At 62.1% G+C, this 23,039-nt stretch carries 26 protein-coding genes; 15 read left to right on the forward strand and 11 right to left on the reverse strand.

The window, feature by feature from the left end; translation table 11 throughout:
* Positions 1 to 84: 84 nt before the first annotated feature.
* From AC1RBA_RS16135 to AC1RBA_RS16150, 4 genes are all read right to left on the reverse strand, one after another.
* Complete coding sequence (locus AC1RBA_RS16135) at positions 85 to 957, reverse strand: hypothetical protein (protein ID WP_070313672.1); 873 nt, start codon at positions 955 to 957, stop codon at positions 85 to 87.
* 19 nt (positions 958 to 976) lie between these two features.
* The gene (locus AC1RBA_RS16140; RefSeq protein ID WP_070288595.1) at positions 977 to 1,762 is read right to left on the reverse strand and encodes a hypothetical protein; all 786 of its coding nucleotides are present in this window, start codon (positions 1,760 to 1,762) and stop codon (positions 977 to 979) included.
* Complete coding sequence (locus AC1RBA_RS16145) at positions 1,752 to 2,264, reverse strand: hypothetical protein (RefSeq protein ID WP_230503649.1); 513 nt, start codon at positions 2,262 to 2,264, stop codon at positions 1,752 to 1,754. Before AC1RBA_RS16145 ends, AC1RBA_RS16140 begins: the two co-directional genes overlap by 11 nt.
* A 215-nt stretch (positions 2,265 to 2,479) precedes the next feature.
* The gene (locus AC1RBA_RS16150; RefSeq protein WP_010395442.1) at positions 2,480 to 2,773 is read right to left on the reverse strand and encodes a DnaJ domain-containing protein; all 294 of its coding nucleotides are present in this window, start codon (positions 2,771 to 2,773) and stop codon (positions 2,480 to 2,482) included.
* Between the two features lie 162 nt (positions 2,774 to 2,935).
* Here AC1RBA_RS16150 and AC1RBA_RS16155 point away from each other — a divergent pair, with 162 nt between their 5' ends.
* The 3 genes from AC1RBA_RS16155 (at position 2,936) to AC1RBA_RS16165 (ending at position 7,654) form a co-directional block, all read left to right on the forward strand.
* Positions 2,936 to 4,702 carry a glutamine--tRNA ligase/YqeY domain fusion protein gene (locus AC1RBA_RS16155; RefSeq protein ID WP_492419071.1) on the forward strand — a complete coding sequence of 589 codons (1,767 nt, stop codon included), beginning with the start codon at positions 2,936 to 2,938 and terminating at the stop codon, positions 4,700 to 4,702.
* Positions 4,703 to 4,905: 203 nt separating this feature from the next.
* Positions 4,906 to 6,753, forward strand: coding sequence for a CHASE domain-containing protein (locus AC1RBA_RS16160; protein WP_492419073.1), 1,848 nt, complete (start codon positions 4,906 to 4,908; stop codon positions 6,751 to 6,753).
* Positions 6,754 to 6,814: 61 nt separating this feature from the next.
* Entirely contained in the window at positions 6,815 to 7,654 is an 840-nt protein-coding gene (locus tag AC1RBA_RS16165) for a glycine-rich domain-containing protein (protein WP_343216097.1), read from the forward strand.
* Positions 7,655 to 7,741: 87 nt separating this feature from the next.
* On the opposite strand, the gene AC1RBA_RS16170 is transcribed toward AC1RBA_RS16165, so the two are convergent.
* From AC1RBA_RS16170 to AC1RBA_RS16185, 4 genes are all read right to left on the reverse strand, one after another.
* A complete protein-coding gene (locus AC1RBA_RS16170) occupies positions 7,742 to 7,981 on the reverse strand; it encodes a hypothetical protein (protein WP_029496207.1) in 240 nt (79 codons plus the stop codon).
* A 242-nt stretch (positions 7,982 to 8,223) separates the two neighbouring features.
* Positions 8,224 to 8,493, reverse strand: coding sequence for a hypothetical protein (locus AC1RBA_RS16175; RefSeq protein WP_070288590.1), 270 nt, complete (start codon positions 8,491 to 8,493; stop codon positions 8,224 to 8,226).
* 205 nt (positions 8,494 to 8,698) lie between these two features.
* Positions 8,699 to 8,959, reverse strand: coding sequence for a hypothetical protein (locus AC1RBA_RS16180; protein WP_070221371.1), 261 nt, complete (start codon positions 8,957 to 8,959; stop codon positions 8,699 to 8,701).
* Between the two features lie 83 nt (positions 8,960 to 9,042).
* A complete protein-coding gene (locus AC1RBA_RS16185) occupies positions 9,043 to 9,960 on the reverse strand; it encodes an SDR family oxidoreductase (RefSeq protein ID WP_492419076.1) in 918 nt (305 codons plus the stop codon).
* Positions 9,961 to 9,972: 12 nt separating this feature from the next.
* Between AC1RBA_RS16185 and AC1RBA_RS16190 the strand changes: the two genes are divergently transcribed.
* The 5 genes from AC1RBA_RS16190 (at position 9,973) to AC1RBA_RS16210 (ending at position 14,858) form a co-directional block, all read left to right on the forward strand.
* Complete coding sequence (locus AC1RBA_RS16190) at positions 9,973 to 10,998, forward strand: CDP-6-deoxy-delta-3,4-glucoseen reductase (RefSeq protein ID WP_492419078.1); 1,026 nt, start codon at positions 9,973 to 9,975, stop codon at positions 10,996 to 10,998.
* Positions 10,999 to 11,076: 78 nt separating this feature from the next.
* The gene (locus AC1RBA_RS16195; RefSeq protein ID WP_492419079.1) at positions 11,077 to 12,348 is read left to right on the forward strand and encodes an MFS transporter; all 1,272 of its coding nucleotides are present in this window, start codon (positions 11,077 to 11,079) and stop codon (positions 12,346 to 12,348) included.
* A gap of 38 nt (positions 12,349 to 12,386) precedes the next feature.
* Positions 12,387 to 13,052, forward strand: a complete 666-nt coding sequence (locus AC1RBA_RS16200) for a DUF1345 domain-containing protein (protein WP_070221367.1) — start codon at positions 12,387 to 12,389, stop codon at positions 13,050 to 13,052.
* A 201-nt stretch (positions 13,053 to 13,253) separates the two neighbouring features.
* Entirely contained in the window at positions 13,254 to 13,631 is a 378-nt protein-coding gene (locus AC1RBA_RS16205; protein WP_070221366.1) for an HPF/RaiA family ribosome-associated protein, read from the forward strand.
* A gap of 261 nt (positions 13,632 to 13,892) precedes the next feature.
* Complete coding sequence (locus AC1RBA_RS16210; RefSeq protein ID WP_492419081.1) at positions 13,893 to 14,858, forward strand: GGDEF domain-containing protein; 966 nt, start codon at positions 13,893 to 13,895, stop codon at positions 14,856 to 14,858.
* 1 nt (position 14,859) lies between these two features.
* Here AC1RBA_RS16210 and AC1RBA_RS16215 read toward each other — a convergent pair whose 3' ends face one another.
* A complete protein-coding gene (locus AC1RBA_RS16215; RefSeq protein ID WP_492405203.1) occupies positions 14,860 to 15,483 on the reverse strand; it encodes a DUF5610 domain-containing protein in 624 nt (207 codons plus the stop codon).
* A 158-nt stretch (positions 15,484 to 15,641) separates the two neighbouring features.
* Between AC1RBA_RS16215 and sbcB the strand changes: the two genes are divergently transcribed.
* Positions 15,642 to 17,090, forward strand: coding sequence for an exodeoxyribonuclease I (sbcB, locus tag AC1RBA_RS16220; RefSeq protein WP_492419083.1), 1,449 nt, complete (start codon positions 15,642 to 15,644; stop codon positions 17,088 to 17,090).
* Between the two features lie 121 nt (positions 17,091 to 17,211).
* On the opposite strand, the gene pyrF is transcribed toward sbcB, so the two are convergent.
* Entirely contained in the window at positions 17,212 to 18,036 is an 825-nt protein-coding gene (gene pyrF / locus AC1RBA_RS16225; protein ID WP_492419085.1) for an orotidine-5'-phosphate decarboxylase, read from the reverse strand.
* 157 nt (positions 18,037 to 18,193) lie between these two features.
* On the opposite strand from pyrF, the gene AC1RBA_RS16230 reads away from it, so the two are divergent.
* The 5 genes from AC1RBA_RS16230 (at position 18,194) to AC1RBA_RS16250 (ending at position 21,956) form a co-directional block, all read left to right on the forward strand.
* Positions 18,194 to 18,808 (forward strand): LemA family protein, encoded by a 615-nt coding sequence (locus AC1RBA_RS16230; protein WP_070221362.1) that lies wholly within the window; start codon positions 18,194 to 18,196, stop codon positions 18,806 to 18,808.
* A gap of 1 nt (position 18,809) precedes the next feature.
* Positions 18,810 to 19,643, forward strand: coding sequence for a TPM domain-containing protein (locus AC1RBA_RS16235; RefSeq protein ID WP_492419087.1), 834 nt, complete (start codon positions 18,810 to 18,812; stop codon positions 19,641 to 19,643).
* The gene (locus AC1RBA_RS16240) at positions 19,643 to 20,164 is read left to right on the forward strand and encodes a TPM domain-containing protein (RefSeq protein WP_070312036.1); all 522 of its coding nucleotides are present in this window, start codon (positions 19,643 to 19,645) and stop codon (positions 20,162 to 20,164) included. The genes AC1RBA_RS16235 and AC1RBA_RS16240 overlap by 1 nt, the downstream gene beginning before the upstream one ends.
* Positions 20,165 to 20,235: 71 nt before the next feature.
* The gene (locus AC1RBA_RS16245; RefSeq protein WP_035825332.1) at positions 20,236 to 21,000 is read left to right on the forward strand and encodes an SDR family NAD(P)-dependent oxidoreductase; all 765 of its coding nucleotides are present in this window, start codon (positions 20,236 to 20,238) and stop codon (positions 20,998 to 21,000) included.
* 542 nt (positions 21,001 to 21,542) lie between these two features.
* Positions 21,543 to 21,956 carry a VanZ family protein gene (locus AC1RBA_RS16250; RefSeq protein WP_070288585.1) on the forward strand — a complete coding sequence of 138 codons (414 nt, stop codon included), beginning with the start codon at positions 21,543 to 21,545 and terminating at the stop codon, positions 21,954 to 21,956.
* On the opposite strand, the gene AC1RBA_RS16255 is transcribed toward AC1RBA_RS16250, so the two are convergent.
* Positions 21,957 to 22,256 (reverse strand): hypothetical protein, encoded by a 300-nt coding sequence (locus AC1RBA_RS16255; protein ID WP_492419089.1) that lies wholly within the window; start codon positions 22,254 to 22,256, stop codon positions 21,957 to 21,959.
* 264 nt (positions 22,257 to 22,520) lie between these two features.
* On the opposite strand from AC1RBA_RS16255, the gene AC1RBA_RS16260 reads away from it, so the two are divergent.
* Entirely contained in the window at positions 22,521 to 23,036 is a 516-nt protein-coding gene (locus AC1RBA_RS16260; RefSeq protein WP_492419091.1) for a hypothetical protein, read from the forward strand.
* Positions 23,037 to 23,039: the final 3 nt, after the last annotated feature.

Below are 23,039 nucleotides of genomic sequence, written 5' to 3' on the forward strand. Positions count from 1 at the left end.
CGCAGCTAAGCCGACCTACGGGACGCGCGCCGGCGTAGGTCGGATTAGCGGTGGCGAAGCCGCCGCGTCATCCGACACCAGCGGTCACGAATAATCCGCATCCAGCTCGGAACCCGCGTAATTCTCCAGGTCCTCGAACAGGCTCTTCATGCTGGCCCGCGTGAGGATTTTCTGCACCACGGTGCAGCTGCGGCGGTAGGACGCGATGCGGTCGAGCAGCACGGGGTGGTGCTGCACGGGCACCTTGGCCACCAGGGCGGCCCAGCCTTCCTCGAAGTCGGGCTTGTTCTTGCGCACGGAACGCACGAAGCGTTCAAACTCCTTTTGACCCGTGCGCGCCACGATGCGCCCGCCGCCTTCGATGGCGAAGATGATGGCCAGAGCGATGACGCCCTCGGCATTCAAATCGCTGTCGCTGACGGGGCCGTTGTCGTGGTGGCGGCGCAGCCAGCTGGCCAGGCGCACGACGGCTTGCACTTCCTTGCGCTGTTGCAACTGCAACGCATACTTTTCATAGCCGGCCCAGTTCTGGTTCGGGTCGGCCTGGCAAATATCGATGAACAGCTCGCGCAAACGGCGCTGCAGGTAGACGGGGTCCTGGTCGTATTCGCCGACGAGGGCGTCTTCCGGCAGCTGCGACAGGTCCTTGATCAGGCGAAAGCCGACCTGGAACGCGTGCTCGGCGCCGTGCTCGACAAGGAAGTCGAGGGCGGCCTGGTCGCCCTCATGCGTGACGGCCTGCTCCAGGCCCAGCGACACGCCGCCCACCGTCAGGTACAGCGCCTTCTGGATGCCGTCGGCCGTGCGTTCATTCGTGAACTTCTCGGCCACCATGGCCGTGATGCCCGTCAATTCGTCGGCCAGGTTCAGCGCCGCGTCTTCGCGCGGGTCGCCCGGCAACAGCTTGATGGCGCGCACCAGGCGCGGAAGATTCTCTACAACAATTGCTGGCAGCATTAGTGATTCCCTGCTTTCATTACGAGAAAATGCCAGTGCCCAGGCTGCGGCGCGTGCTGGAACGCGGCGCGCTGCGCGTGCTCGGCACTTGCTTGCGCAGACGGTACAGCAATTCCTTGGTACTGCGCTGCAACATGGTCGGTTCTTCATCCGGGTCGTCCGAGTATTCCGCGTCGGCCAGGTCGGCGCTGTGGCGGAAGTCGGGGAACAGTTCGAACAGCGAGCGGTCCCAGCCGTCTTCATTCGCTTGCGCCAGTTCGATGGCCAGCGGCACGATGTCGTTGTCGGACGACGTCACGCCCGTCACGTACGGTCCCTTGATGACGATTTCGCCCGCCACTTCGAGGATTTCCTTCGGCGCCATCGAGAACAAAATGGCGAACGCCGTGGCGCCCCAGTCGGTGGCGGATGCTTCGAGCAGCAGCTCGCGGCGGCGCTCGGCGTCGTCGGTGGAAAACACGACGCCGTGGATGTGCGCGAACAGCGCTTCGGCGATGCGTTCCGGATCATCCTCGATCTGGTCATCGCTCCAGGTGGCGGCGATGAAGGCCAGGCTGTCGGCCCACGCTTTCGGCGGCACCAGCAAGGTGGCCAGCGACATCTTGCCGCCGTCGAAGCCGGCCAGGTGCAGGGCCGTCACCTGCGGCGGGATGGAATTGAGCACTTCCACCACGGCCAGGTCGCCGTACTGGTCGGCCGCGTCCGCAAACGCCTGCTCGGCGTGGCCCAGCGAACCGGACAGCACCAATTCCGTGACCTGCTTCGTCAGCGCGGGCAGGTTGCTTTTTTGTTCATTATCGGCCATGGTCATCTCCATCCTGGTCAAACATCTGGGCGAAATCGTCGGTGGCTTCGTCTTCATCGTGATCGTCGTCGCCGTCGTCATTGGCGGCCAGCTGGTCGAGCGACTGGTCGTCGTCGTCCCACAGGCGCGGGTTCTTGTGCAGGAAGGCCGTGATGATGGCCTGGCGCGCCAGGTCGGGGAAGCTCTCTTCGATGGCGGCGTACATCTTCGCCGCTTCCGGCGCGGCGCACGCGGCCATGGAAAACACGCGGGACGGGTCGCCGAACTCGTAGTCTTCGCTTTCGGCCAGCAAGCCCTTCGGGTCGCTGAAGGTGATGTGATCGACCAGCGCGAAGGCCAGCATGTTCACGTCTTCGATGCCGCCGCCGCTCGCGTACTCGCTCACCAGTGCGTCGACCATGCTTTTGTAGTTCTTGCGGTTCGGCGGGTCGCCGAGGATGCCGTCGATCTGGCCTTCCAGCTCGCGCGACTGGTACGCGAATTCAGGGTGTACTCTTCTCATGCTGTGCTTTCCAATGTGATGCGCGGCGCTGTTACATTAAAAGCGCCGTTGTTGTTGTTTTTAAAATCATCCGGACTGTACCGCGTCTCACAGAACCGTAGCGAGCGGCAGTGAGGCTCGGCGCCCCCGTTGGCCTAAGAAGCGCAACCGTACTTTAGTACGGTGAGCATCGCAGGCCGCAAATCACGACGCGCAGTAGGTTATGTGAGACGCCCTCAATCGGCCGGTAGCACGGTGCCGTGAAGGCGGAACACGCCGCACCACAGGGCATAGGCTTCCGCTTCCGGATCGATGATGATGCGGTGGTTCACGCTCTGGTCGTATTCGGCGCGCTTGGCCGGGTCGGCCAGGATTTCATACGCCTTGGTGACGCTCTTGAAGCGCGCCTCGGCGCCGGGGGCCTGGTTGCGGTCGGGGTGGAAGCGCATGGCCAGCGAACGGTAAACCTTCTTGATTTCATCGTCGCTGGCATTGGGCGCGACACCGAGGACGTTATACAAATTTTCCATAAATGGCTCCGGGGTCACGTTTTGTTTGCTAATTAAAGGCGAATTATCCTATAGAACGGCGCCCGCGTCGCTTGCATGCTGGGATATGGGGCCAAATACGTGCTTATAAAGCGCTTGCGGTACGGTAAAATGCTTTTTACTGTCACTCTTCCGCATTGATCAATGAGCAACGATAAACCGAATACCGCCGCGCCAGCGCTGGCGCCCAATTTCTTGCGTAACATCATCGAAGCCGACCTGGCTGCCGGCGCGCACGTGCGTCCCGGCCTGCCCCAGGTGATCACGCGTTTCCCGCCGGAGCCTAACGGCTACCTGCACGTGGGCCACGCCAAGTCGATCTGCGTCAACTTCGGCCTGGCGCGCGATTACGCCGGCCAGTGCAACCTGCGCTTCGACGACACCAATCCGGCCAAGGAAGAGCAGGAATACGTCGACACCATCATGGACAGCGTGAAATGGCTGGGCTTTGACTGGGAACCGAAGACTGCCGATGGCCAGAGCCACCTGCACTACGCGAGCGACTATTTCGACCAGCTGTACGCGATGGCCGAGTACCTGATCACGGCCGGCTTTGCCTACGTGGACAGCCAAAGCGCCGAAGACATGGCCGCCAACCGCGGCAATTTCGGCCAGGCCGGCAAGAATTCGCCGTTCCGCGACCGTCCGCGCGACGAATCGCTGGCCCTGTTCCGCGCCATGAAGGCGGGCCAGTTCAAGGATGGCGAACACATCTTGCGCGCGAAGATGAGCGAAGATGCCATGAGTTCGCCGAACATGAACTTGCGCGACCCGGCCATCTACCGCATCCGCCACGCGCATCACCACCGCACGGGCGACGCCTGGTGCATCTATCCGATGTACGATTACACGCACCCGATCTCGGACGCGCTGGAAAACATCACGCATTCGATCTGCACGCTGGAATTCCAGGACCACCGCCCGTTCTACGACTGGCTGCTGGAAACCCTGGCCGCCGGCGGCTTCTTCCAGCAACCGGTGCCGCGCCAGTTCGAATTCTCGCGCCTGAACCTGACCTACATCGTCACCAGCAAGCGCAAGCTGCGCCAGCTGGTGGAAGAACACATCGTCGACGGCTGGGACGACCCGCGCATGCCGACCCTGGTGGGCATGCGCCGCCGCGGCTACACGCCGGAAGCGATTCAATTGATGTGCGAACGCACGGGCGTGACGAAATCGGACGGCTGGATCGACTACAGCGTGCTCGAAGGCTGCTTGCGCGAAGACCTGGACCCGAAGGCGCCGCGCACGGTGGCCGTGCTGCGTCCGTTGAAGTTGATCATCGACAACTTCCCGGAAAACGAGAGCGTCGAGTGTACGGCGCCCGTGCACCCGCACTTCCCGGAACGGGGCTTGCGCACCTTCCCCATCTCGCGCGAGCTGTGGATCGAGGAAGACGACTTCATGGAAGTGCCGAACAAAGGCTATTTCCGCCTGTATCCGCCCATCGACGACAAGCCGGGTAGCAAGGTTCGCCTGCGCTACGGCTATGTGATCGAGTGCACGGGCTTTGACAAGGATGCCGACGGCAAGGTCATCGCCGTGCATTGCAACTATTTCCCGGACAGCAAGTCGGGCACGGAAGGCAGCGCCAACTACAAGGTCAAGGGCAATATGCACTGGGTCAGCGCGCCGACGGCGATTGCCGCCGAAGTACGCCTGTACGACCGCCTGTTTACGGACCCGCAGCCGGACGCGGGCGGCAAGGACTTCAAGCTGGCCCTTAACCCGCTGGCCAAGGAAGTGGTGCAGGCGTGGCTGGAACCGGGCGCGGAACTGGCCCAGCCGGAACAGCGCTTCCAGTTCGAGCGCCACGGCTACTTTGCGGCCGACCGGGTCGACAGCCAGCCTGGCAAGCCCGTCTTCAACCGCATCGTCACCCTGAAAGACAGCTGGCAGCCCGCAAAATAAGGCGCCGGACGACCCACAAAAAAACCGCTGCGGCGGTTTTTTTTCGTTTCAAGAACATATATCACCCCAGAATATTGCCTGTTGACTACATTCACGATAATTTTGTATATTAGGCAGCTATTGAGCAATTTGCAATTTCAATAGCGCTTGTATAACACTGTCGCCCAGGCGGCCCCCGATTCCTCTTCCTGATGCGGATGGCGATGTCTTCTACTGCCAGCGAACACCCCTTATCTGCTGAAAAAAAACCGCTCTGGCTGCTCGGCTTCGTGATGTCGATGGTGGTGGGCTTGCTGTTCTACATGGCTGCCTCGCTGTCGATCGAAAACGACGCCAGCGAGCTGTTCGACAATCTGGCCCGCAATACGCGGAAAAACATCGAATCGCGCGTCAAGTCGTATGCCAACCTGCTGCGCGGCACGGCCAGCCTGTTCCACGCCAACGAACACGTGAGCCGCGAGCAATTCCACCGCTACGTGGCAAACATTGCCCTGCAACAGAACTACCCGGGCGTGATGAATCTCAATTACAGCCAGGAACTCGACGACGCGCAGCGCGGCGCCTTCGAAGCGGCCATGCAGCGCGACTATCCGCCCGGGCGCGACGGCTATCCGGCATTTGCCATCCATCCACCCGCCCCGCGCGCCCGTTATTCCGTGCTGGTGTACATCGAGCCGATTGCCAGCGCCCCGGAAAAGTATGGCCAGGATATCGCCGCGCGCCCCCTGATCGCGGAAATGCTGGCGCAGTCGCGCGATTCCGGGCAGATCAGCAATTCCGGCGTGCCCGTGCCGATGGAAGGCCGGCCCCAATTGACAGGCATGGCCATGCGCCTGCCCGTGTACCGCTACGGCATGCCGGTCGATACGGTGGAGCAGCGGCGCGCCGCTTACCAGGGATCCGTCGGCATCGGCTACGACCTGGTGACAATGATGCGCAGCGCGCTGGCCGACATGCCGGTGCGTAACGTGCGCCTGACCCTGTTCGATATCGGCCCCCAGGCGCGCGAAGCACTGAACTTGCCGCACGACATGCGTCCCATCTTCGACAGCACGACGGCGGGCATGCATGCGCCGTGGTGGCTGCCCGGCAGTTCGGGCCGCTACCTGAGCAGCACGATGCTGATTGAACACAATGGCCGCGTCTGGCAAGCGCTGTTCAGCGTGCGCAAGAGCGACCTGTATACGCGCTTCGATGTTTTTTTGCCATGGCTGGCCCTGCTGATCGGCTTTGCCAGCGCCATGCTGCTGTACATGCTGTTCCACACGCTGGCGTCGTCGCGCCGGCGCGCCATCCAGATGGCGACGGGCATGACGGAGGAATTGCGCGCCAGCCAGATCCGCCTGCAGCTGTCGCACCAGAAACTGCGCCGGCTGGCGGCCCACGCCGACCAGATCAAGGAAGAAGAGCGCAAGCGCATCGCGCGCGAAATCCACGACGACCTGGGACAAAACCTGCTGGTGCTGCGCATCGACGCCGACATGCTGGCCTCGCGCACGCAGCGCCGCCACCCGCGCCTGAACGCGCGCGCCCGCTCGACCCTGGAGCAGATCGACGCCACCATCAAGAGCGTGCGGCAGATCATCAACGACTTGCGCCCTACCGTGCTGGACCTGGGCGTGAATGCGGCCGTCGAATGGCAGGTGGCGCAATTTCGCCAGCGCACGGGCATCGCCTGCGAAGTGCATGAAAGCCATGGCGACATTTGCCTCAGCGACCAGTGCGCGACGGCCCTGTTCCGTATCCTGCAAGAGTCGCTCAGCAATATTTCCCAGCATGCGAATGCCAGCCGCGTGCAGGTCAAGCTGGAAAAGTGCCGCGATACGGTATCGATGAGCATCAGCGACAACGGCGTGGGCGCGGCCATCGACGGGCGCAACAAGCTGGGCTCGTTTGGCCTGGTGGGCATCGAGGAACGCATCAAGTTGCTAGGCGGCACTTTCTACATCGAAAGCAGCCCCGGCGCCGGCATGAGCGTACACGTGAGCGTGCCGCTGGGCGCGGACGCCACCGCGTTTCCCTACCAAGAAGAAAGCCGGGCCAGCAGTTGATCGGCGCCCGCCCGCATGAAGCAAGCTCAGCTTGCATATTTCGTAATTAGATGCAATATTGATGTTGAACAACTCAGCGCCCGCCCGCCATGGGCAGGCATTCCTCGACTACTTGCCAGGAGTACACACCCGCCGCCTTCCCTTGTTTCACCGTATTTCCCACAACGCTCTTTACAAAAGGACATTCATGGATACGAACGACAGTTTCAAAGCAATTGCCGATTTGAATTTGGACGCGATCAAGGTCAAGCTGATGCACCGGGAGTCAGGCGAAGGATGGAGCCTGGAAAAGGCAAATGCCGTGGAATTCGAATACCGCCGCTTCCTGATCCTGATGAAACAGTTTCCGGAGGAAGAAACGGCGCCACTGATGGATGTCGATACTTTCTGGCACTACCACATCCTCGACACCCTGAAATATGCGGCGGACTGCGAGCAGGTGTTCGGTTACTTCCTCCATCACTTTCCGTACATCGGCTTGCGCGGCGAAGACGACGAAGCGGCGCACCATCGCGTGGGCGAGCGCATGAAGCAGTTGTATGAGCAGACGTTCGGGGAAGATTACATCCGCGCAGAAACGGCGTATTCGGGGCGCGCCGTACAGGCGGCGTATTCGGGACGTGCGGTACAGGCAGCGTATTCGGGACGCGCGGTACAAACAGCATTTTCCAGTGCCGCGGTACAGGCCACCGCTTACTCGGGCCGGGCCGTGCAGACGGCGTTTTCCAGTGCGGCCGTGCAGGCGACGGCGTATTCGGGCCGCGCGACGGGCGCTGCCAGCACCGCGTTTTCCAGCGCGCCGGCCTCTCTGACCGCAGCGGTGGTCAAATCGTCTTCGACTGGCCTGGAAATGGGGCGCTTCTATGTCGATCGTCCGGTACTGAACCGCGACCCGCAATAGAACGGCGGAAAACAGATGTGGCTGCCGCACGCGGCAAGCCTGACTTACCCAGACGGCACCTCTCAGTTTGCCGTCTGTCAGGCGCTCTTAGGCAGCCATCAACTCGCGCAGTTCACGAATGCTGAAATCGCTGATTTCATGCATGCGGATGAGGATCGTGGCGCCGATCGGCAAGGTGTTGTGACGAATCTTGCTGATAACAGGTGGCGCCACTTCCAGAGCTCGCGACAAGGCGGCATCGTTTTTCAGTTGCAGCTTGTCGATGATCGCATCGAGGACGCGATTCGGGTTGTAGGTAGGCAAAGAAGTAATTTGTTTGAGAGACATGATCAAAAATCCGTACTTGTTGTATTAGAGCAAAAAGAAGCCGAATGCCTCTTTCGCTATAATTCAGGGTAAACACACTAAAAAGCGCCATCACTTATGCGGCTTTTACGCCACAAACAATATAATACACGCTATTGTTGATTTTTGCGTAACTTAAAGCAAAATTGTGATAATTGAAGAGAATTGACGCACTTGGAATGTGCTAGAGGATAACCCAAATCGGAAAAATTTGCTGCAAGTCATCAATTTTTACAATGAGGAACGCCGCTGCGCATGAGCCAGGCAATCGCCATGAGGGCGCCCAGGCGGGCGATTTCCGTCGATAAATGCCAGCCTTGCGCGGCCACGCCGGCCGGGGTGGCCAAAAGGCAGTTGCATGAAAAATCGTCGATGCGGCACCAGGCCAGTTGCCGGCGAATTTCATCGGGCGGCGGCGGCGGTTGTAGCGCACGTTCGCGCCGGCGCATATACGCGCGGACCTGCTCCTTGCTGGGGTGACTCGTAGCTCGCATGGCTCGCTCCTGCTGACGGGAAACAGCGTCGCGCTAATTGTAGATGCCGAGCCCGCCACAAGAGCCCGGACGCGTGACGACATTGCTCACCATATCGCCAGCGCGCCATGACACGTTTGCGCTGCATCAAATGGCACGGTCCCGGCGTTGCGCCGCAGCCCGTGCTGCCCCGCGACCTGACGGCCAGAGGCACAGCACACCATTTTTATTTCTTTTGCTGGCGCACGCGCTGTTGTTGTTTTTCCTGCGTTTGCTGACGGTTCTGCTTGCGCTCGAACAGGGCGACCGCATCTTTCTTGGCTTGCTCCACGGTACGCATTTCCTCATGCGCATCGTGCGGGACAAAAAATTCGGCGTCCTGCGCCGCCACGACCAGCTTGATGGCGGCATCGTCATCGAGGTCGTACAATTCCGTCAGGACGGTGGTGACCTCGTCCAGGTATGCTTCGTAAGTGAGGGTGCTCATGCTGTCTTCCTTAAGTGAGTGGCGCAACGCGGGAACGGCGCGCTGCGCGCCGGCCCAGCAAAGTGCGCAGATAACCGACCATTTTACCCGATGCGGCCCGCGCCGGCTGCCAGCGCCTGCAAGGCATCGGCCACGCGCGCGTAGCGCAGGCGCACGCCCAGCTCGCGCTTGATGCGCGTATTGTGCAGGCGGCGCGATTCGGACATGAACGACAGCAGCATCGGCGTGACCACTTGCCGCAGCTCGGCACAGGGCAGGCGCGGCGGGCGCGGCAGCCCAAACGTATCGGCCACGGCATCGAAATACTCGGCCATTTTGAGTTCACTGTCATCGCTGGCGTGATACACGCGTCCCGGCTTGCCGCGCCACAAGGCCCGTTCGATGATGCGCGCCAGGTCATCGGCATGGATATGGTTGGTGTACACGTCGTCATCCGCGGCCAGGGCCGGCGTGCCTTCGCGAAAGCGTTTCAAAGGCAGGCGGTCATCCGCATAAATGCCCGGCACGCGCAGGATGGCCACCGTGGCGCCGCGGCGCGCGCCCCAGCCACGCAAGACCTGTTCGGCGTCCACTCGCCGCTTCGCCCGCGCATTGGCAGGCGCCACAGGCCGCGTTTCATCGACCCAGGCGCCGCCGCAATCGCCATACACGCCGCTGGTACTCACATACACCATGCGGGCATGCTCGGGTAAAATGGCGGCCAGATTGCGCGTGCGCCGGTCCAGCAAGCCCGACGACAGGGGCGGCGCCAGATGCACGATCATCGTCGCCAGTCCCGCCAGCCGTTTCAGGCTGGCGCGGTCGTCGAGATTGGCCACGATGGGCACGGCGCCGGCCGCGCGCAGCTGCGCGCAGCGGGCCGGCTGGCTGGTGACGGCAAAGACGCGAAAACGCGCGCGCAGCAGGGGCAGCAGCCGCATGCCGACGTCGCCGCAACCGAGGATCAGCAGGCGCGGCAGGCCCACCGGCTTGCGCAAAGAGTGCATTAACATATTTTTCATCTCAAGGATTGTATGACTTTTCAAGTTACTGTTCAGCCCAGCGGCCACCAGTTCAGCTGCGAAGCGGACGAAACCGTGCTGGCGGCGGCGATACGCGCCGGCGTGGGCTTGCCGTATGGCTGTAAAAATGGCGCCTGCGGCTCGTGCAAGGGCAAAGTGCTTGCCGGCACCGTCCAGCACAAGGCGCACCAGCAGCGCGCCCTGACGCCGGAAGAGGAAGCGGCCGGCTTTTCCCTGTTCTGCTGCGCCACCACGGACGCCGACCTCGTCATCGAAGCGCGCGAAGTGGCGGGCAGCAGCGACTACCCGATCAAGAAAATGCCGTCGCGCGTGACCACCATCGAGAAGGTCGCCCCCGACGTCGTCGTGCTGACCCTGCAGTTGCCGGCCAGCGAGCGCCTCAACTACCGCGCCGGACAGTATATCGAAATCATGCTGCGTGACAACAAACGCCGCAGCTACAGCATGGCCAGCGCACCCGCCGAAGGCGGTCCCGTGACCCTGCACATCCGCCACCTGCCGGGCGGCCTGTTCACCGACCAGGTGTTCGGCACGATGAAGGAGCGCGACATCCTGCGCTTCGAAGGCCCGATGGGCACCTTCTTCCTGCGCGAAGACTCCGACAAGCCCGTCGTGCTGCTAGCCTCGGGCACGGGCTTTGCCCCGCTGAAAGCCATCGTCGAGCACATGATCAGCGAGCAATCCCCGCGCCCGATCACCCTGTACTGGGGCGGCCGCCGTCCGCACGACCTGTACATGGACGCGCTGTGCCGCCAGTGGGCCGCCGACTTGCCGCAGTTCACCTATGTGCCCGTCGTGTCGGAAGCCTTGCCGGAAGACGCCTGGGAAGGCCGCACGGGCTTCGTGCACCAGGCCGTCATCGCCGACTTGCCCGACATGTCCGCATATCAGGTGTATGCCTGCGGCGCGCCCGTGATGGTCGATGCGGCCCACCGCGATTTCGTGCAATTGTGCCGGCTGCCAGCCGACGAGTTCTACGCCGACGCTTTCACGACGGAAGCCGACCTGGCCAAATAAGCATCCAGACAGCGGGGTGCTGCTGGCGCGGCATCCGCTGCCGTCACCCGCCCCACCCCGCTGTTTCCTGGAAATGTCATGTCTCTCGCTTCCGCCGGCAACGGCTTCAGTATCCTGCGTCACCGCAATTTCGCCTGTTACCTGTCCGCCCGCGTGCTGGGCACGGTCGCCGTGCAGATGCAAAGCGTGGCCATCGGCTGGCAGGTGTACCAGATCACGGGCAGCCTGTTCGACCTGGGCCTGATCGGCCTGGCGCAGTTCGCCCCCTTCCTCGTCTTGATTTTACCGGCCGGCCACGTGGCCGACCGCTACAACCGCCGCAACATCATCGCCTGGTGCCTAACGGCGCAGCTCGCCTGCGCGCTGGCCCTGCTGGCGTTTACGTTAAGCAATATTTCCATCGTCTGGCCCGTGTTCGCCGTGCTGGTGCTGTTCGGCAGCGCGCGCGCTTTCATGATGCCGGCCACGCAAGCCGTGCTGGTCAACATGGTACCCACGCAACACTTCAGCCGCGCCCTCGCGCTCAGTTCGTCGAGCTCGCACGTGGCCATCATCCTGGGACCGACCTTGGGCGGCCTGCTGTATTACTTCGGCCCCAAGGTCGTGTATTTGATCTCGTCGGCCTTGCTGGTGCTGTCCGTGCTGCTGATGCGCGCCACCACGCCGGCGCCGCAAGTGGTCAAGCGCGAGCCCGTCAGCTGGCATACTTTGCTCGAAGGCTTGCGCTTCGTCTGGTCGAAACCCATCGTGCTGGGCGCCATTTCGCTCGACCTGTTCGCCGTGCTGTTCGGCGGCGCCACGGCCCTGCTGCCGGCGCTCGCGCACGACGTGCTGCATATCGGCCCCAGCGGACTGGGCCTGCTGCGCACGGCGCCCGGCGCCGGCGCCGCCCTGTGCTCGATCGCGCTGGCCCTCTTTCCCATCACGCGGCGGGTGGGCGCCTGGATGTTCGGCGGTGTGGCCGTCTTTGGCCTGGGCACCCTGGTGCTGGGCAGCACCAGCTATTTCCCGCTGGCCCTGGCGGCGCTGTTCCTGATGGGCGCCGGCGACATGGTCAGCGTCTACATTCGCCACCTGCTGGTGCAGTTCGAGACGCCGGACGAGATTCGCGGCCGTGTCAGCGCCGTCAACGCCGTCTTCATCGGCGCCTCGAACGAGCTGGGCGAATTCGAATCGGGCTTGACGGCCGGCTGGTTCGGCCTGGTGCGCGCCGTGCTCTTCGGGGGCGCCGCCACCCTGGCCGTGACGGGCGTGTGGGCCGTGCTGTTCCCCGTGCTGTCGCGCATGGACCGCTTCCCCCACCACGAAAAGGAAGCGGCCGCCAGGACGTCCACCGCGACCGCAAACTAAAGGCTAAGATGCGCTATTGCCACTGACGAACTTGCACCATGAAAATCACGCTTCCCTTGCACGGCTTCATCCGCAGCCGCCCCCACCTGAGCATGGCCACGGCCATCGGCGTGGCGGTCGGCCTGCTGTTGCCCTCTTCCTGGCAACAGATGACGCGTTTGCTGACGGCGTGGAATGTCGCCGTCTGGTTCTACCTGGCGACGATGGCCTGGATGATGATGCGCGCCAACCATCACAAGGTCAAGGTGATGGCGGCGCGCCAGGATGAGCGGGCCACCACGGTGCTGTCGGCCCTGTCCGTCGCATCCGTGATGAGCCTGGTGGCCATCGTCTCGCAACTGTCTTCGATGAAAGACATGGCGCCCGACGAGCGCGCGCTGCATTACGGCTTGACAATCCTGACACTGGTCGGTTCCTGGTTCCTCGTCGGCACCCTGTTCTGCTTCCACTATGCCCACCTGTATTACCAGGCCGACCCCGCAGTACGCCCCCTGAAGTTTCCCGACGACGAGCAAAACCCCGATTACTGGGATTTTCTGTATTTCGCCTTCACCATCGCCGTGGCCGTGCAAACGTCGGACGTTTCAGTACAGACGCGGCTGATGCGGCAGATCGTGCTGGGACAATCCGTGCTGAGCTTTTTCTTCAACCTGGTCGTACTGGGGCTGTCAATCAATATCGCGGCCGGCCTCATCAATGGATAAAGCTGGCGCCGGCTTGAAAAAATTCCGTGAGGAAACTTGACCTGGGTGTAGGGTTAAGCTCATCTTAATCGTGCGCACCCTCTTGAAATACTGGAAAGAGGAGTAAGATAAGTTCCATGCACAGACGTCATGTGCATGAGGCAGCAACCAGGCCGCAGCACGCCTGAGATGGGTTTTTTTTGAATTGACAGGAGTAAGCATATGCAAATCAATATTCATACCGACAGCACCATCGCCAACACCGCTGGACTGAACGAACATGTGCAATCCGTACTTGAAAGCGCACTGAGCCGCTTCCGCGACAACCTGACCCGCATCGAAGTCCATATCAGCGACACGAATGGCCCGAAAGGCGGCGCCGACGATATCCGCTGCGTCATGGAAGCACGCGTTGCTGGCTATCAACCGATTGCCGTGACCGAACAGAACGCCACCGTGCATCAATCCGTTGCCGGCGCCACCGACAAACTGAAACGCGCCATCGATAGCGCCCTGGGCCGCCTGCAAGACAGCAAGCGCCACGCCACCGGCAAGAATGCCGTGATCGATACGGCCGAAGCGGAAGAAACCGCCGAGTAACTCCCCTCCTGCAGGATTTCCAGAGACTGAGGCAGCCGTTCAAGGCTGCCTTTGCACATCTGGAGCCACCTTCCTGCGCGACAACATCCATAGTAGAACAGCAAGCATTTCAACTTATTAACACGGCAATGAAATAATTGTCGTATTTCCCACAGAAAGTGACACCAAGCAAGCCTTTGCCGTTACAGCCAAGGCCGCTTTACGCTATCATGAAGCTACCGGCCCCCTGCTCGCGCGCGCCGGCTTTTTGAAAGTGTGATTGTGGAACAGATCGGCAACTTCGGCGCTTCAGGCTGCAACATCGGCGATTTACAGCTATTTCGCGATGGGGCGGATAGCCAGACGGCCGCCATGCTGGCGCCCTGCCCCGTCATGCGCCTCGAAGCGGGCGAAGCCATTGCCGACACACAGGGCACCAGCCTGTATATCGTCCTGCGCGGTTCGCTGGCTGTGGCCGCCGACATCCACACGGGCATGGATGACGGCACCATCAGCAAGGTCTTGCCCGGCGAAAGCGTGGGCGAACAATCGGTGCTCGACGAAGCGAGCAACCTGGCCGCCATTTCCGCCCTGGAAGAAACTGACTTGCTGGTGATCGACGCGGCCGTCGTCTGGGAATTGATCGAACAATCGAACGGTCTGGCGCGCAACCTGCTGCGGCTGCTGTCTTTCCGCATCCGCGCCGCCAACGCCCTGCTGCGCCGCCGGCAGAAGCTGGGCGAGTTCTACCGCCAGATGTCGATGGTCGACAGCCTGACGGGCTTGTACAACCGCGCCTGGCTCACCGATTTATTGCCGACCATGATAGTCACGGCCCACGCCAGCGGCTCGCCGATGTCGCTGGTGATGATAGACCTCGACCATTTCAAGCGTTTCAACGACACGCACGGCCACCAGGCGGGCGACCAGGCGCTGCGCATTGCCGCACAAGTGCTGGGAGCGGCCCTGCGGCCCACGGATTTTGCCGTGCGCTATGGTGGCGAGGAAATGATGGTGATCTTGCCCGATACCAGCGAAAACGTGGCCTTGCGGGTCGCCGAACGCTTGTGCGAACGCATGCAGCAAGCCGTCATCTTCGCCGACATGCGCAGCGCGCTGCCGCACATCACGGGTTCCTTCGGCGTGGCCAGCCTGGCGACCGAACAGGACGACGAAGCGTTGATCGCGGCGGCCGACGCGGCTTTGTATCGCGCGAAGGCCGGCGGCCGCAACCGGGTCATGCTGTAGCTCAGGCAGCCTTGCTGTCGGCCGGCTTGGCAGCATCCGGCTTGGCCGCATCATCCTTCTTGCTGCTGTGCGCGGCAATGAAATCCGCATAGCCCTTCTGCACCAGCTCATACGTCTTGTCAATATTGCCGGCGATATCGCCGTTCAGCACTTTCAAGCCGCCCAGGATGTCGCGCGCTTCCTTGAAGCCTTTTTCCATGCCGCCGCTGATGGTGTCCATGAACTTGGTCAGCGCCGTATCGTCATCCATGCCGGGGTTCTGTTTCTTGAACGCGTCAAAAAAACCCGTCGACAGCGAGACGATGCGGCTCGCCGTCGCTTCGGCGCTGTTGTCCTGCGACGCCGCGTTCTGGATCGCATCGTCGCCATACTGGCCTTTCAGCGCTTCATTGATGTTGGTGATGGCCGTCTTGTACAGCAGCGCCAGCGGCTCGTTCTCGGAACCGATGGACACGTTCAACGACGCCTGCATGATGGACGCGTTCAATTGCAGCTTGCTGCGGTCATTCACGCTCATTTCAGCGTTGACGCCGTGCTGGACTTTATCGTCCTTGCCGGCAACGCCCGGACTGACGGAAGTCACGGAAGGGGTGGAATTGCCGCCTGCGGCGATGGGAATTGACACGATAGACCTCCTTGAACGGACAATGTATGCCACCATGCGGGAAACGCGATAATGACCATCCTCTCGTGTAGTATCGGCAGGTTTTCAGAAAACTGAAGCGGCGGCTTGTTTTTAGCGGCCCGGATAACCCATTCAGCAACATTAAGTTACGACCATCAATGACTAACCAGACCTTTCTTTGGCACGACTACGAAACCTTTGGCGCCCAGCCGCGCCGCGACCGCCCGGCCCAGTTCGCCGCGATCCGCACGGATGCCGAACTCAACGAGATCGGCGAACCGATCATGTTGTATTGCCAGCCTGCAAATGATTTCCTGCCCGACCCGCAATCGTGCCTGATCACGGGCATCACGCCGCAGCAATGTCTGCAGCTGGGCGTGCCCGAACACCAGTTCGCCGCCACCATCGAAGCGGCCTTTTCGGAACCGGGCACCATCGGCGTCGGCTACAACACCATCCGTTTCGACGATGAAGTCACGCGCTTCCTGTTCTGGCGCAACCTGATCGACCCGTATGCGCGCGAATGGAAGAACCATTGCGGCCGCTGGGACATCCTCGACGTGGTGCGCATGACGCACGCGCTGCGCCCGGAAGGTATTCAATGGCCGAAGCGCGACGATGGCCAGACCAGTTTCAAACTGGAACACTTGAGCAAGGCCAATGGCCTCGTCCACGAAGCGGCACATGATGCGCTGTCCGACGTGCGCGCCACCATCGCCCTGGCACGATTGATCCGCGAAAAGCAGCCGAAACTGTTCGAATTCTGCCTGGCCCTGCACAAGAAGGACCGGGTCGCCAGCGAAATGGGCATGCACCTGGCCGCCGGAGAGCGCCAGCCCTTCCTGCACGTGTCGGGCATGTTCCCCGCCGAACGCGGTTGCCTGAGCGTCGTCTGGCCGCTGGCCACGCATCCGAGCAACAAGAACGAGATCCTCGTCTGGGATTGCGCCTACGACCCGCGCGAACTGTTCGAACTGGACGCTGACACCATCCGCACGCGTTTGTTCACGCGCAAGGAAGCGATGCCCGAAGGGATGACGCGCCTGCCCGTGAAAAGCGTGCACCTGAACAAGTCGCCCATGCTGGTCGGCAATTTAAAGACCTTGTCGCCGGCCATGGCCGCGCAATGGGGCATCGACGTGGATGCGGCGAAGATCAACGCCCAGCTGGCCGCCGCGGCGCCGAACATGGACGCCATCTGGGCCGAAGTGTTCCAGCGCCCGGGTGCGGCTGCCGCGCTGGACGTGGATGAGGATTTGTACAACGGTTTCGTCAGCAACGACGACCGCCGCCTGCTCGAATCCTTGCGCCGCGAAACGCCGGCCAAGCTGGCCACGGCCCGCCCCTCGTTTGCCGACGAGCGCCTGCAGGAATTGCTGTTCCGCTACCGTGCCCGCAATTTCCCGCAAACCCTGAGCGAAGCGGAAAGCCTGCGCTGGGAACAGCACCGCGCCGCCCGATTATTCGACGGCGACGGCGGCGCCCGCACCATCGAGATGCTGTTTACGGAAATCGACGTGCTGTCGGAGTCGGTCGATGAGCGGGGGGAAGAGATTCTGGGCGAGCTGTACGATTACGCGGAGATGGTGGCGCCCATGCGCGACTGAAGGACCAGGCCGGGTAGGTCGGATTAGCCGTAGGTCGGATTAGCTCGTAGAGCGTAATCCGACAACATTGTTGGCCCGAGCGTGGTGGTGTCGGATTACGCGGCGTCGCCGCTAATCCGACCTACGCTGCGCGGTGTTGATTGATCGCATCGCGCGTTTCGATCGCCACGCGGCGCGCCGCGTCGGCCCAGTCTTCGCCGTCCTGCGGCGTGGCGTAGATGATGGCGCGCGAGGAGCTGATCATCATGCCCATGCCGTTCGCCGTCTGGCCAGCGCCGACGGTGGCGGCGATGTCGCCGCCCTGGGCGCCGATGCCGGGCACCAGCAGCGGCATGTCGCCCACGATGGCGCGCACTTGCGCCAGCTCTTCAGGGAAGGTGGCGCCGACGACGAGCGCGCACTGGCCATTCTTGTTCCATTTCTCGGCCACCAGGCGCGCCACGCGCTGGTACAGCGGTTCGCCGTCCGTGTCGAGGAATTGCAGGTCCGAGCCGCCCGGGTTCGAAGTGCGGCACAGGATGATCACGCCGCGGTCTTTCCACGCCAGGTAGGGATCGAGCGAGTCCTCGCCCATGTAGGGGTTCACGGTGACGGCGTCAGCGCCGTAGCGTTCGAACGCTTCGCGCGCGTATTGCGTGGCTGTGGCGCCGATGTCGCCCCGTTTCGCGTCGAGGATCAGGGGGATGTGAGGATAGTTCTCGCGCACGTAGCGGCAGATGTCTTCCAGCTGCTTTTCCGCGCCCAGTGCGGCAAAATAGGCGATCTGCGGCTTGAAGGCGCAGGCCAGGTCGGCCGTGGCATCGATGATGCGCGTGCAAAAGGTGGTGATTCCATCGGGCAAGTCGCGCAGCTCGGCCGGCAGTTTCGCCAGGTCAGGGTCCAGGCCCACGCACAGCAGGGAATTATTGGCCGTCCATGCGGCGGATAATTTATTGATGAAATTCACGGCACACCTTCTCTATATTCAGTTGCAAACCCCGTATTGTAACGCGGCGCTGGCCAGGGAAGGCAGGCTGAGGCGGCGGCCGACGCTTATTAAACCGACATGGCGGGCCGTTTCAGGTATATTTGCCCCACCTCCTTTACTCTGCACGGAACCCATCATGCAAATCACCAATCAATTCACCAAATGGCTGCGCCTGGCCCTGAGCGTCACCGTCCTGGCCGGCATCCTGACGGGCTGCGGCTATAACGACTTCCAGAGCAAGGACGAAGCCACCAAGGCCGCCTGGGGCGAAGTGGTCAACCAGTACCAGCGCCGCGCCGACCTGATCCCCAACCTGGTCAACACCGTCAAGGGCTATGCCACGCACGAGCGCGAAACGCTGGAAGCGGTGACCAAGGCGCGCGCCGCCGCCACCAGTTTCCAGATCACGCCCGAAGTGCTGAACGACCCGGCCGCGTTCGAGAAATTCCAGCAGGTGCAGGGCCAGCTGTCGTCGGCCCTGTCGCGCCTGATGGTGGTGTCCGAGAAATACCCGGATCTGAAAGCCGACACCAGCTTCCGCGACTTGCAGTCGCAGCTGGAAGGCACGGAAAACCGCATCACCGTGGCGCGCCAGCGTTACATCGCCGCCGTGCAAGATTACAACGTGCATGCGCGCAGCTTCCCGAACAACCTGACGGCGATGATCTTCGGCTACAAGGTCAAGCCTTCGTTCACGGTGGAAAACGAAAAAGCCATTTCGACCGCGCCGACCGTCAACTTCGGCAAATAAGATGAAAGCCTGGTCTTATCTGGCGGCGCTGGCGACGGCGCTGCTGCTGTGGACAGCCTTGCCCGCCAGCGCGCAGGGCTTGCAGCCCGTGCCGCCGCTGGCGGCGCGCGTGACGGACAACGCCGGCATGCTCGATGACAAGCAGAAAGCGGCACTGGAAGGCGTGCTGGCCGACTACGAAGCCAAGACGGGCAGCCAGATCGCCGTGCTGCTGGTCAAGAGCACGGAACCGGAAGCCATCGAGCAATACAGCATCCGCGTGACGGATGCCTGGAAGCTGGGCCGCAAGGGCGTCGATGACGGCGTGCTGCTGATGGTGGCGAAGGACAACCCATCGTCCTTGCGCCGTTTGCGCATCGAAGCGGGCCGTGGCGTACAGGGCGTGCTGACCGATGCGCAATCGAAACGCATCCTGCAAGACGTCATCGCCCCCCATTTCAAGCAAAACGACTATTACGGCGGCCTGGTGGCCGGCATTGGCGCCATCGCTACCTTGCTGAACCAGGAGCAATTTCCCGCACCGGCGCAAAAACAGGCCCCGGCAACCGTGGAAGCGGGCGGCATGACCTTCTGGCTGCCGCTGCTGTTCTTCGGCTTTCTTGTGCTCGTGACCGTGTTCCGCTCGCGCGGCGGGCCGAACCGGCTGCAGCGCGGCAGCAACTGGTCCAGCGGCGCCACGGGCGTCGTGCTGGGCAGCATCTTGAACCAGGCGCTGAACAACCGCGGTGGCGGCTTCGGCGGCGGTGGCGGTGGTTTTGGCGGTGGCGGTGGCGGCGGTGGTTTCGGTGGCGGCGGCGGCGGTTTTGACGGCGGCGGCGCCTCGGGAGATTGGTAATGACGAAACAACTGACATTCGGACAGCGCTGCGGACGGGCCCTGAAACATTTGCGGGGCACGCCGGCGACGGCGCGCCAGGCCTTTCCTGAGCGCACCCTGAAAGCCATCGAAACGGCGATTGCCGACGGTGAAACGATGCACCGGGCGGAAGTGCGCCTGATCGTCGAAGCGGCCCTGACGCCGGGCATGGCTTACCAGGGCGTGAGCAACCGCGAGCGGGCGCGCGAACTGTTCGCCCAATATGGCGTGTGGGATACGGAAGACAACGTTGGCGTGCTGATCTATATCAACCTGGCCGAACACCAGGTCGATATCGTGGCCGACCGCAACGTGGGCCGGCGCGTGACGCCGGAGCAGTGGCAAGCCGTGTGCCGCACGATGACCAAAGGGTTCAAGGATGGCAATTACCACGACAGCACGCTCGATGCCTTGCAGCAGCTGAATACCTTGCTGCAAAGCCACTTCCCCGCCAATGGGACGCGCGGCAACCAGTTGCCGAACGAACCCATCCTCCTCTGATTCCTGCCCAGGGATTACAATCCGCCATGGCCCCGCAGCATGGCGGCGCCCCCACCCGCCGAGGAGCACACATGAAATTAGTCAATAAAACCGCCATCGTCACGGGTGCCACGCAAGGCATCGGCCTGGCTTGCGCCACCCGCCTGATCGCCGAAGGGGCGCAAGTGATGCTGGTCGACATCAAGGAAGAAGGCGCGCAGGCGGCCGCCGCCCTCGGCCCGCAGGCACGCTTCTTTTGCGCCGACGTCAGCCAGAAAGCGGACGTCGATGCCATGCTGAAAGAAACCCTGGCGCAGTTCGGGCACATCGATATCCTCGTCAACAATGCGGGCGTCACGCATGCGGCCGATTTCCTCGACGTGTGCGAAGACGATTTCGACCGGGTCATGCGCATCAACCTGAAATCGATGTTCCTGTGCGGCCAGGCCGTGGCGCGCGAGATGGTCAAGCGCAACAGCGGCTGCATCATCAATATGTCCAGCGTGAATGCGGAGCTGGCGATCCCGAACCAGGTGCCGTATGTGGTGTCGAAAGGCGCCATCAACCAGCTGACCAAGGTCATGGCCCTGAACCTGGCGCCGCACGGCGTGCGCGTGAACGGCATCGGGCCAGGCACCATCCTGACGGAACTGGCCAAGCAGGCGGTGCTGTCGAGCCCGCAAGCGCGCCACACGATTTTGTCGCGCACGCCGCTGGGCCGCTGCGGCGAGCCGGAAGAAGTGGCCGGCATCGCCGCCTTCCTGGCCAGCGATGACGCTACCTACATGACGGGCCAGACCATCTATGTCGATGGCGGACGCATGGCGCTCAACTACACGGTGGCCGTAAAAGAGTGAAACAGGTGAGTTATATCAAAAAAGAATAATGCATATCTAAAAAGATCATTAGACACATATCGTGCGACGCAGCATAATGCACCTGTCTCCACTATTCTCCTCCAAGAAAATAGTTTTAAGCCCGCTTTCACCAGCGGGCTTTTTTTTTGCCATCGCTGCTGCAACATGGCCATTCTTGCCATTTCTCACAATCTACCCGTTCATTCTGTCTGCCGCAAAAAAATGTTGCGGCGTGTCATCAGCCCGTCATTTTCGCCCCCTATACTTGCTTCATCTGCTGTACAGGCAACCGATATGCCTGACTACAGACAGGTGTGCCGCCATGGCACACCACTCCCCTTTCATGACCGTGGCGGGCGCCGGCAAGGCGCGCGACAGGGTAAGTACCGAGCAACTCTCAACTCTTGACCCTTTCATTTGGGTTTTTGGCCCGCGCCCCCGCGGGCCTTTTTTTTTCCTGTCCGGCAAGCTCTTGCGCAAAAACACGGTGCCCCGCCACGCCCATGATATTGTGACTGCCTTTCCACCCATCCTGACGCATCATGCCTGCAGCCTTGTCCGAACTTTGTTTTGCCGACCGCTACGAACGCCTGCGCTACCGCACAGCCCTGCTGTTGTATGTGCTGGTGATTTTGATCGGCGACATCCCCGGCGTGCGCGCGGACGTGGGCCAATATGCATCGGGCGGCGTGCTGCACTCGTTCGGCTATGGCGTGCTGGCCCTGATCCTGTTCAGCGGCACGGCCGGCGGCATGGCCCGCCGGGCGCTGCTGTCGGTGCTGATGGTGGCAGCCATGGGCGCGCTGGACGAATTTATCCAGAGTTTCCTGCCTTATCGCCATGGCGCCGTCAGCGACTGGGTGGTCGATATCACGGCCGCCACGGCCGTGGTGCTGCCGCTGTACTTCCTCTGGCCCGGCATGGCCGCCGCCGCGCTGAAGAAGGCGCGCGGCTGATCAGGGCGCCGCGCCGTCGCTGGCGCTCAGCGCCAGGGGCAACTGGCCTTGCCCGGCCGCGGCCCGGCCGGCGATGCGGCGCAAGGCCGCATGCATCTCGCGCCGGCTGTGCGCTCCCGCCGCGCGCGCCGCATCGCGCCGCATTTCCATCAACTGCTCCGACCGTGACAACCTCGTCAAGGCATGCAGGGCCTGGGTCAGCGCATGGCGGGCGCGCATATCGTTCGCCGTGCCCGGCGCACCATACACCGCAATCACCAACTCATTGATCAGCTTGACGCTAGTGGAATCGGAAGCCATTTATTCTCCTGAGATAAGCAGCGGGAAGGACAGCGGGACAGCGCTGACGCTGTGCACATTCGTACAAGAATGTCTTTTATACCAAGCTCGACAATTGAAGCGCTTGATGTATCTCAATGTGAAATAACAAGGATCGAACATCTTTCCTTCCCTGCTCTCTTACTAGCAGTAGTTACGGCCATGCCTGGCATGCGCCATTGACGCTGACCTCCGCCACACCCTGAAAACCGGGTTACCACTTTGTCAGACCAAGAGGAGAACAAGATGAGAGCAAAAAAAACCATGGCGCTGGCCGGCCTGCTGTGTACGCTGGCCGCCTGCAATTCGAATCCGAACAACACCGGCATGAGCAGTACGAATGGCCGCAGCGGTGAAAGCTACAGCAATACGGCCGGGACGGGCAGCACTTCGACCGGGGCCGGAACCGGGACCGGGACCAGCACCAGCAGCACGATGAGCAATGCCGGCACCGGCAGCGCCGACACGCGCACCTCCTCGGCCAATAACGCCATGAACATGGACGGCAGCCAGACGGGTGTCAGCATCGCCTCTGCCACGGTACAGTCGATCGAGCCAGTGCCGCGCGGAATGGATCAGCGCAGCGGCGACATGCAATCCGGCAGTTCCGGCACAGCGGGCAGCACCTCGGGCAATACGCAGTACCGGGTCACCCTGCGCCTGGACGACGGCAGCACACAAACCCTCATGCAAAACTCCCAGCCCAGCTACCAGATCGGCGATCACGTCAAGGTGGTCAACGGCTTGCTGCAGCGCTACTAGGCA

This window comes from Janthinobacterium sp. GW823-FHT03B06 (genome assembly GCF_058796955.1).

Excerpts from the sequence above, each read along its gene's own strand:
- AC1RBA_RS16155 (WP_492419071.1), top strand. The coding sequence starts at position 2,936 with ATGAGCAACGATAAACCGAATACCGCCGCGCCAGCGCTGGCGCCCAAT.
- AC1RBA_RS16235 (WP_492419087.1), top strand. The coding sequence starts at position 18,810 with ATGAAAGCCTGGTCTTATCTGGCGGCGCTGGCGACGGCGCTGCTGCTG.
- AC1RBA_RS16180 (WP_070221371.1), bottom strand. The coding sequence starts at position 8,959 with ATGAGCACCCTCACTTACGAAGCATACCTGGACGAGGTCACCACCGTC.
- AC1RBA_RS16140 (WP_070288595.1), bottom strand. The coding sequence starts at position 1,762 with ATGGCCGATAATGAACAAAAAAGCAACCTGCCCGCGCTGACGAAGCAG.
- AC1RBA_RS16160 (WP_492419073.1), top strand. The coding sequence starts at position 4,906 with ATGTCTTCTACTGCCAGCGAACACCCCTTATCTGCTGAAAAAAAACCG.
- AC1RBA_RS16205 (WP_070221366.1), top strand. The coding sequence starts at position 13,254 with ATGCAAATCAATATTCATACCGACAGCACCATCGCCAACACCGCTGGA.
- AC1RBA_RS16190 (WP_492419078.1), top strand. The coding sequence starts at position 9,973 with ATGACTTTTCAAGTTACTGTTCAGCCCAGCGGCCACCAGTTCAGCTGC.
- AC1RBA_RS16145 (WP_230503649.1), bottom strand. The coding sequence starts at position 2,264 with ATGAGAAGAGTACACCCTGAATTCGCGTACCAGTCGCGCGAGCTGGAA.
- sbcB (WP_492419083.1), top strand. The coding sequence starts at position 15,642 with ATGACTAACCAGACCTTTCTTTGGCACGACTACGAAACCTTTGGCGCC.
- AC1RBA_RS16230 (WP_070221362.1), top strand. The coding sequence starts at position 18,194 with ATGCAAATCACCAATCAATTCACCAAATGGCTGCGCCTGGCCCTGAGC.
- AC1RBA_RS16170 (WP_029496207.1), bottom strand. The coding sequence starts at position 7,981 with ATGTCTCTCAAACAAATTACTTCTTTGCCTACCTACAACCCGAATCGC.
- AC1RBA_RS16185 (WP_492419076.1), bottom strand. The coding sequence starts at position 9,960 with ATGAAAAATATGTTAATGCACTCTTTGCGCAAGCCGGTGGGCCTGCCG.
- AC1RBA_RS16195 (WP_492419079.1), top strand. The coding sequence starts at position 11,077 with ATGTCTCTCGCTTCCGCCGGCAACGGCTTCAGTATCCTGCGTCACCGC.
- AC1RBA_RS16175 (WP_070288590.1), bottom strand. The coding sequence starts at position 8,493 with ATGCGAGCTACGAGTCACCCCAGCAAGGAGCAGGTCCGCGCGTATATG.
- AC1RBA_RS16200 (WP_070221367.1), top strand. The coding sequence starts at position 12,387 with ATGAAAATCACGCTTCCCTTGCACGGCTTCATCCGCAGCCGCCCCCAC.
- AC1RBA_RS16165 (WP_343216097.1), top strand. The coding sequence starts at position 6,815 with ATGTTGAACAACTCAGCGCCCGCCCGCCATGGGCAGGCATTCCTCGAC.
- AC1RBA_RS16255 (WP_492419089.1), bottom strand. The coding sequence starts at position 22,256 with ATGGCTTCCGATTCCACTAGCGTCAAGCTGATCAATGAGTTGGTGATT.
- AC1RBA_RS16240 (WP_070312036.1), top strand. The coding sequence starts at position 19,643 with ATGACGAAACAACTGACATTCGGACAGCGCTGCGGACGGGCCCTGAAA.
- AC1RBA_RS16245 (WP_035825332.1), top strand. The coding sequence starts at position 20,236 with ATGAAATTAGTCAATAAAACCGCCATCGTCACGGGTGCCACGCAAGGC.
- AC1RBA_RS16250 (WP_070288585.1), top strand. The coding sequence starts at position 21,543 with ATGCCTGCAGCCTTGTCCGAACTTTGTTTTGCCGACCGCTACGAACGC.
- AC1RBA_RS16150 (WP_010395442.1), bottom strand. The coding sequence starts at position 2,773 with ATGGAAAATTTGTATAACGTCCTCGGTGTCGCGCCCAATGCCAGCGAC.
- AC1RBA_RS16260 (WP_492419091.1), top strand. The coding sequence starts at position 22,521 with ATGAGAGCAAAAAAAACCATGGCGCTGGCCGGCCTGCTGTGTACGCTG.
- AC1RBA_RS16135 (WP_070313672.1), bottom strand. The coding sequence starts at position 957 with ATGCTGCCAGCAATTGTTGTAGAGAATCTTCCGCGCCTGGTGCGCGCC.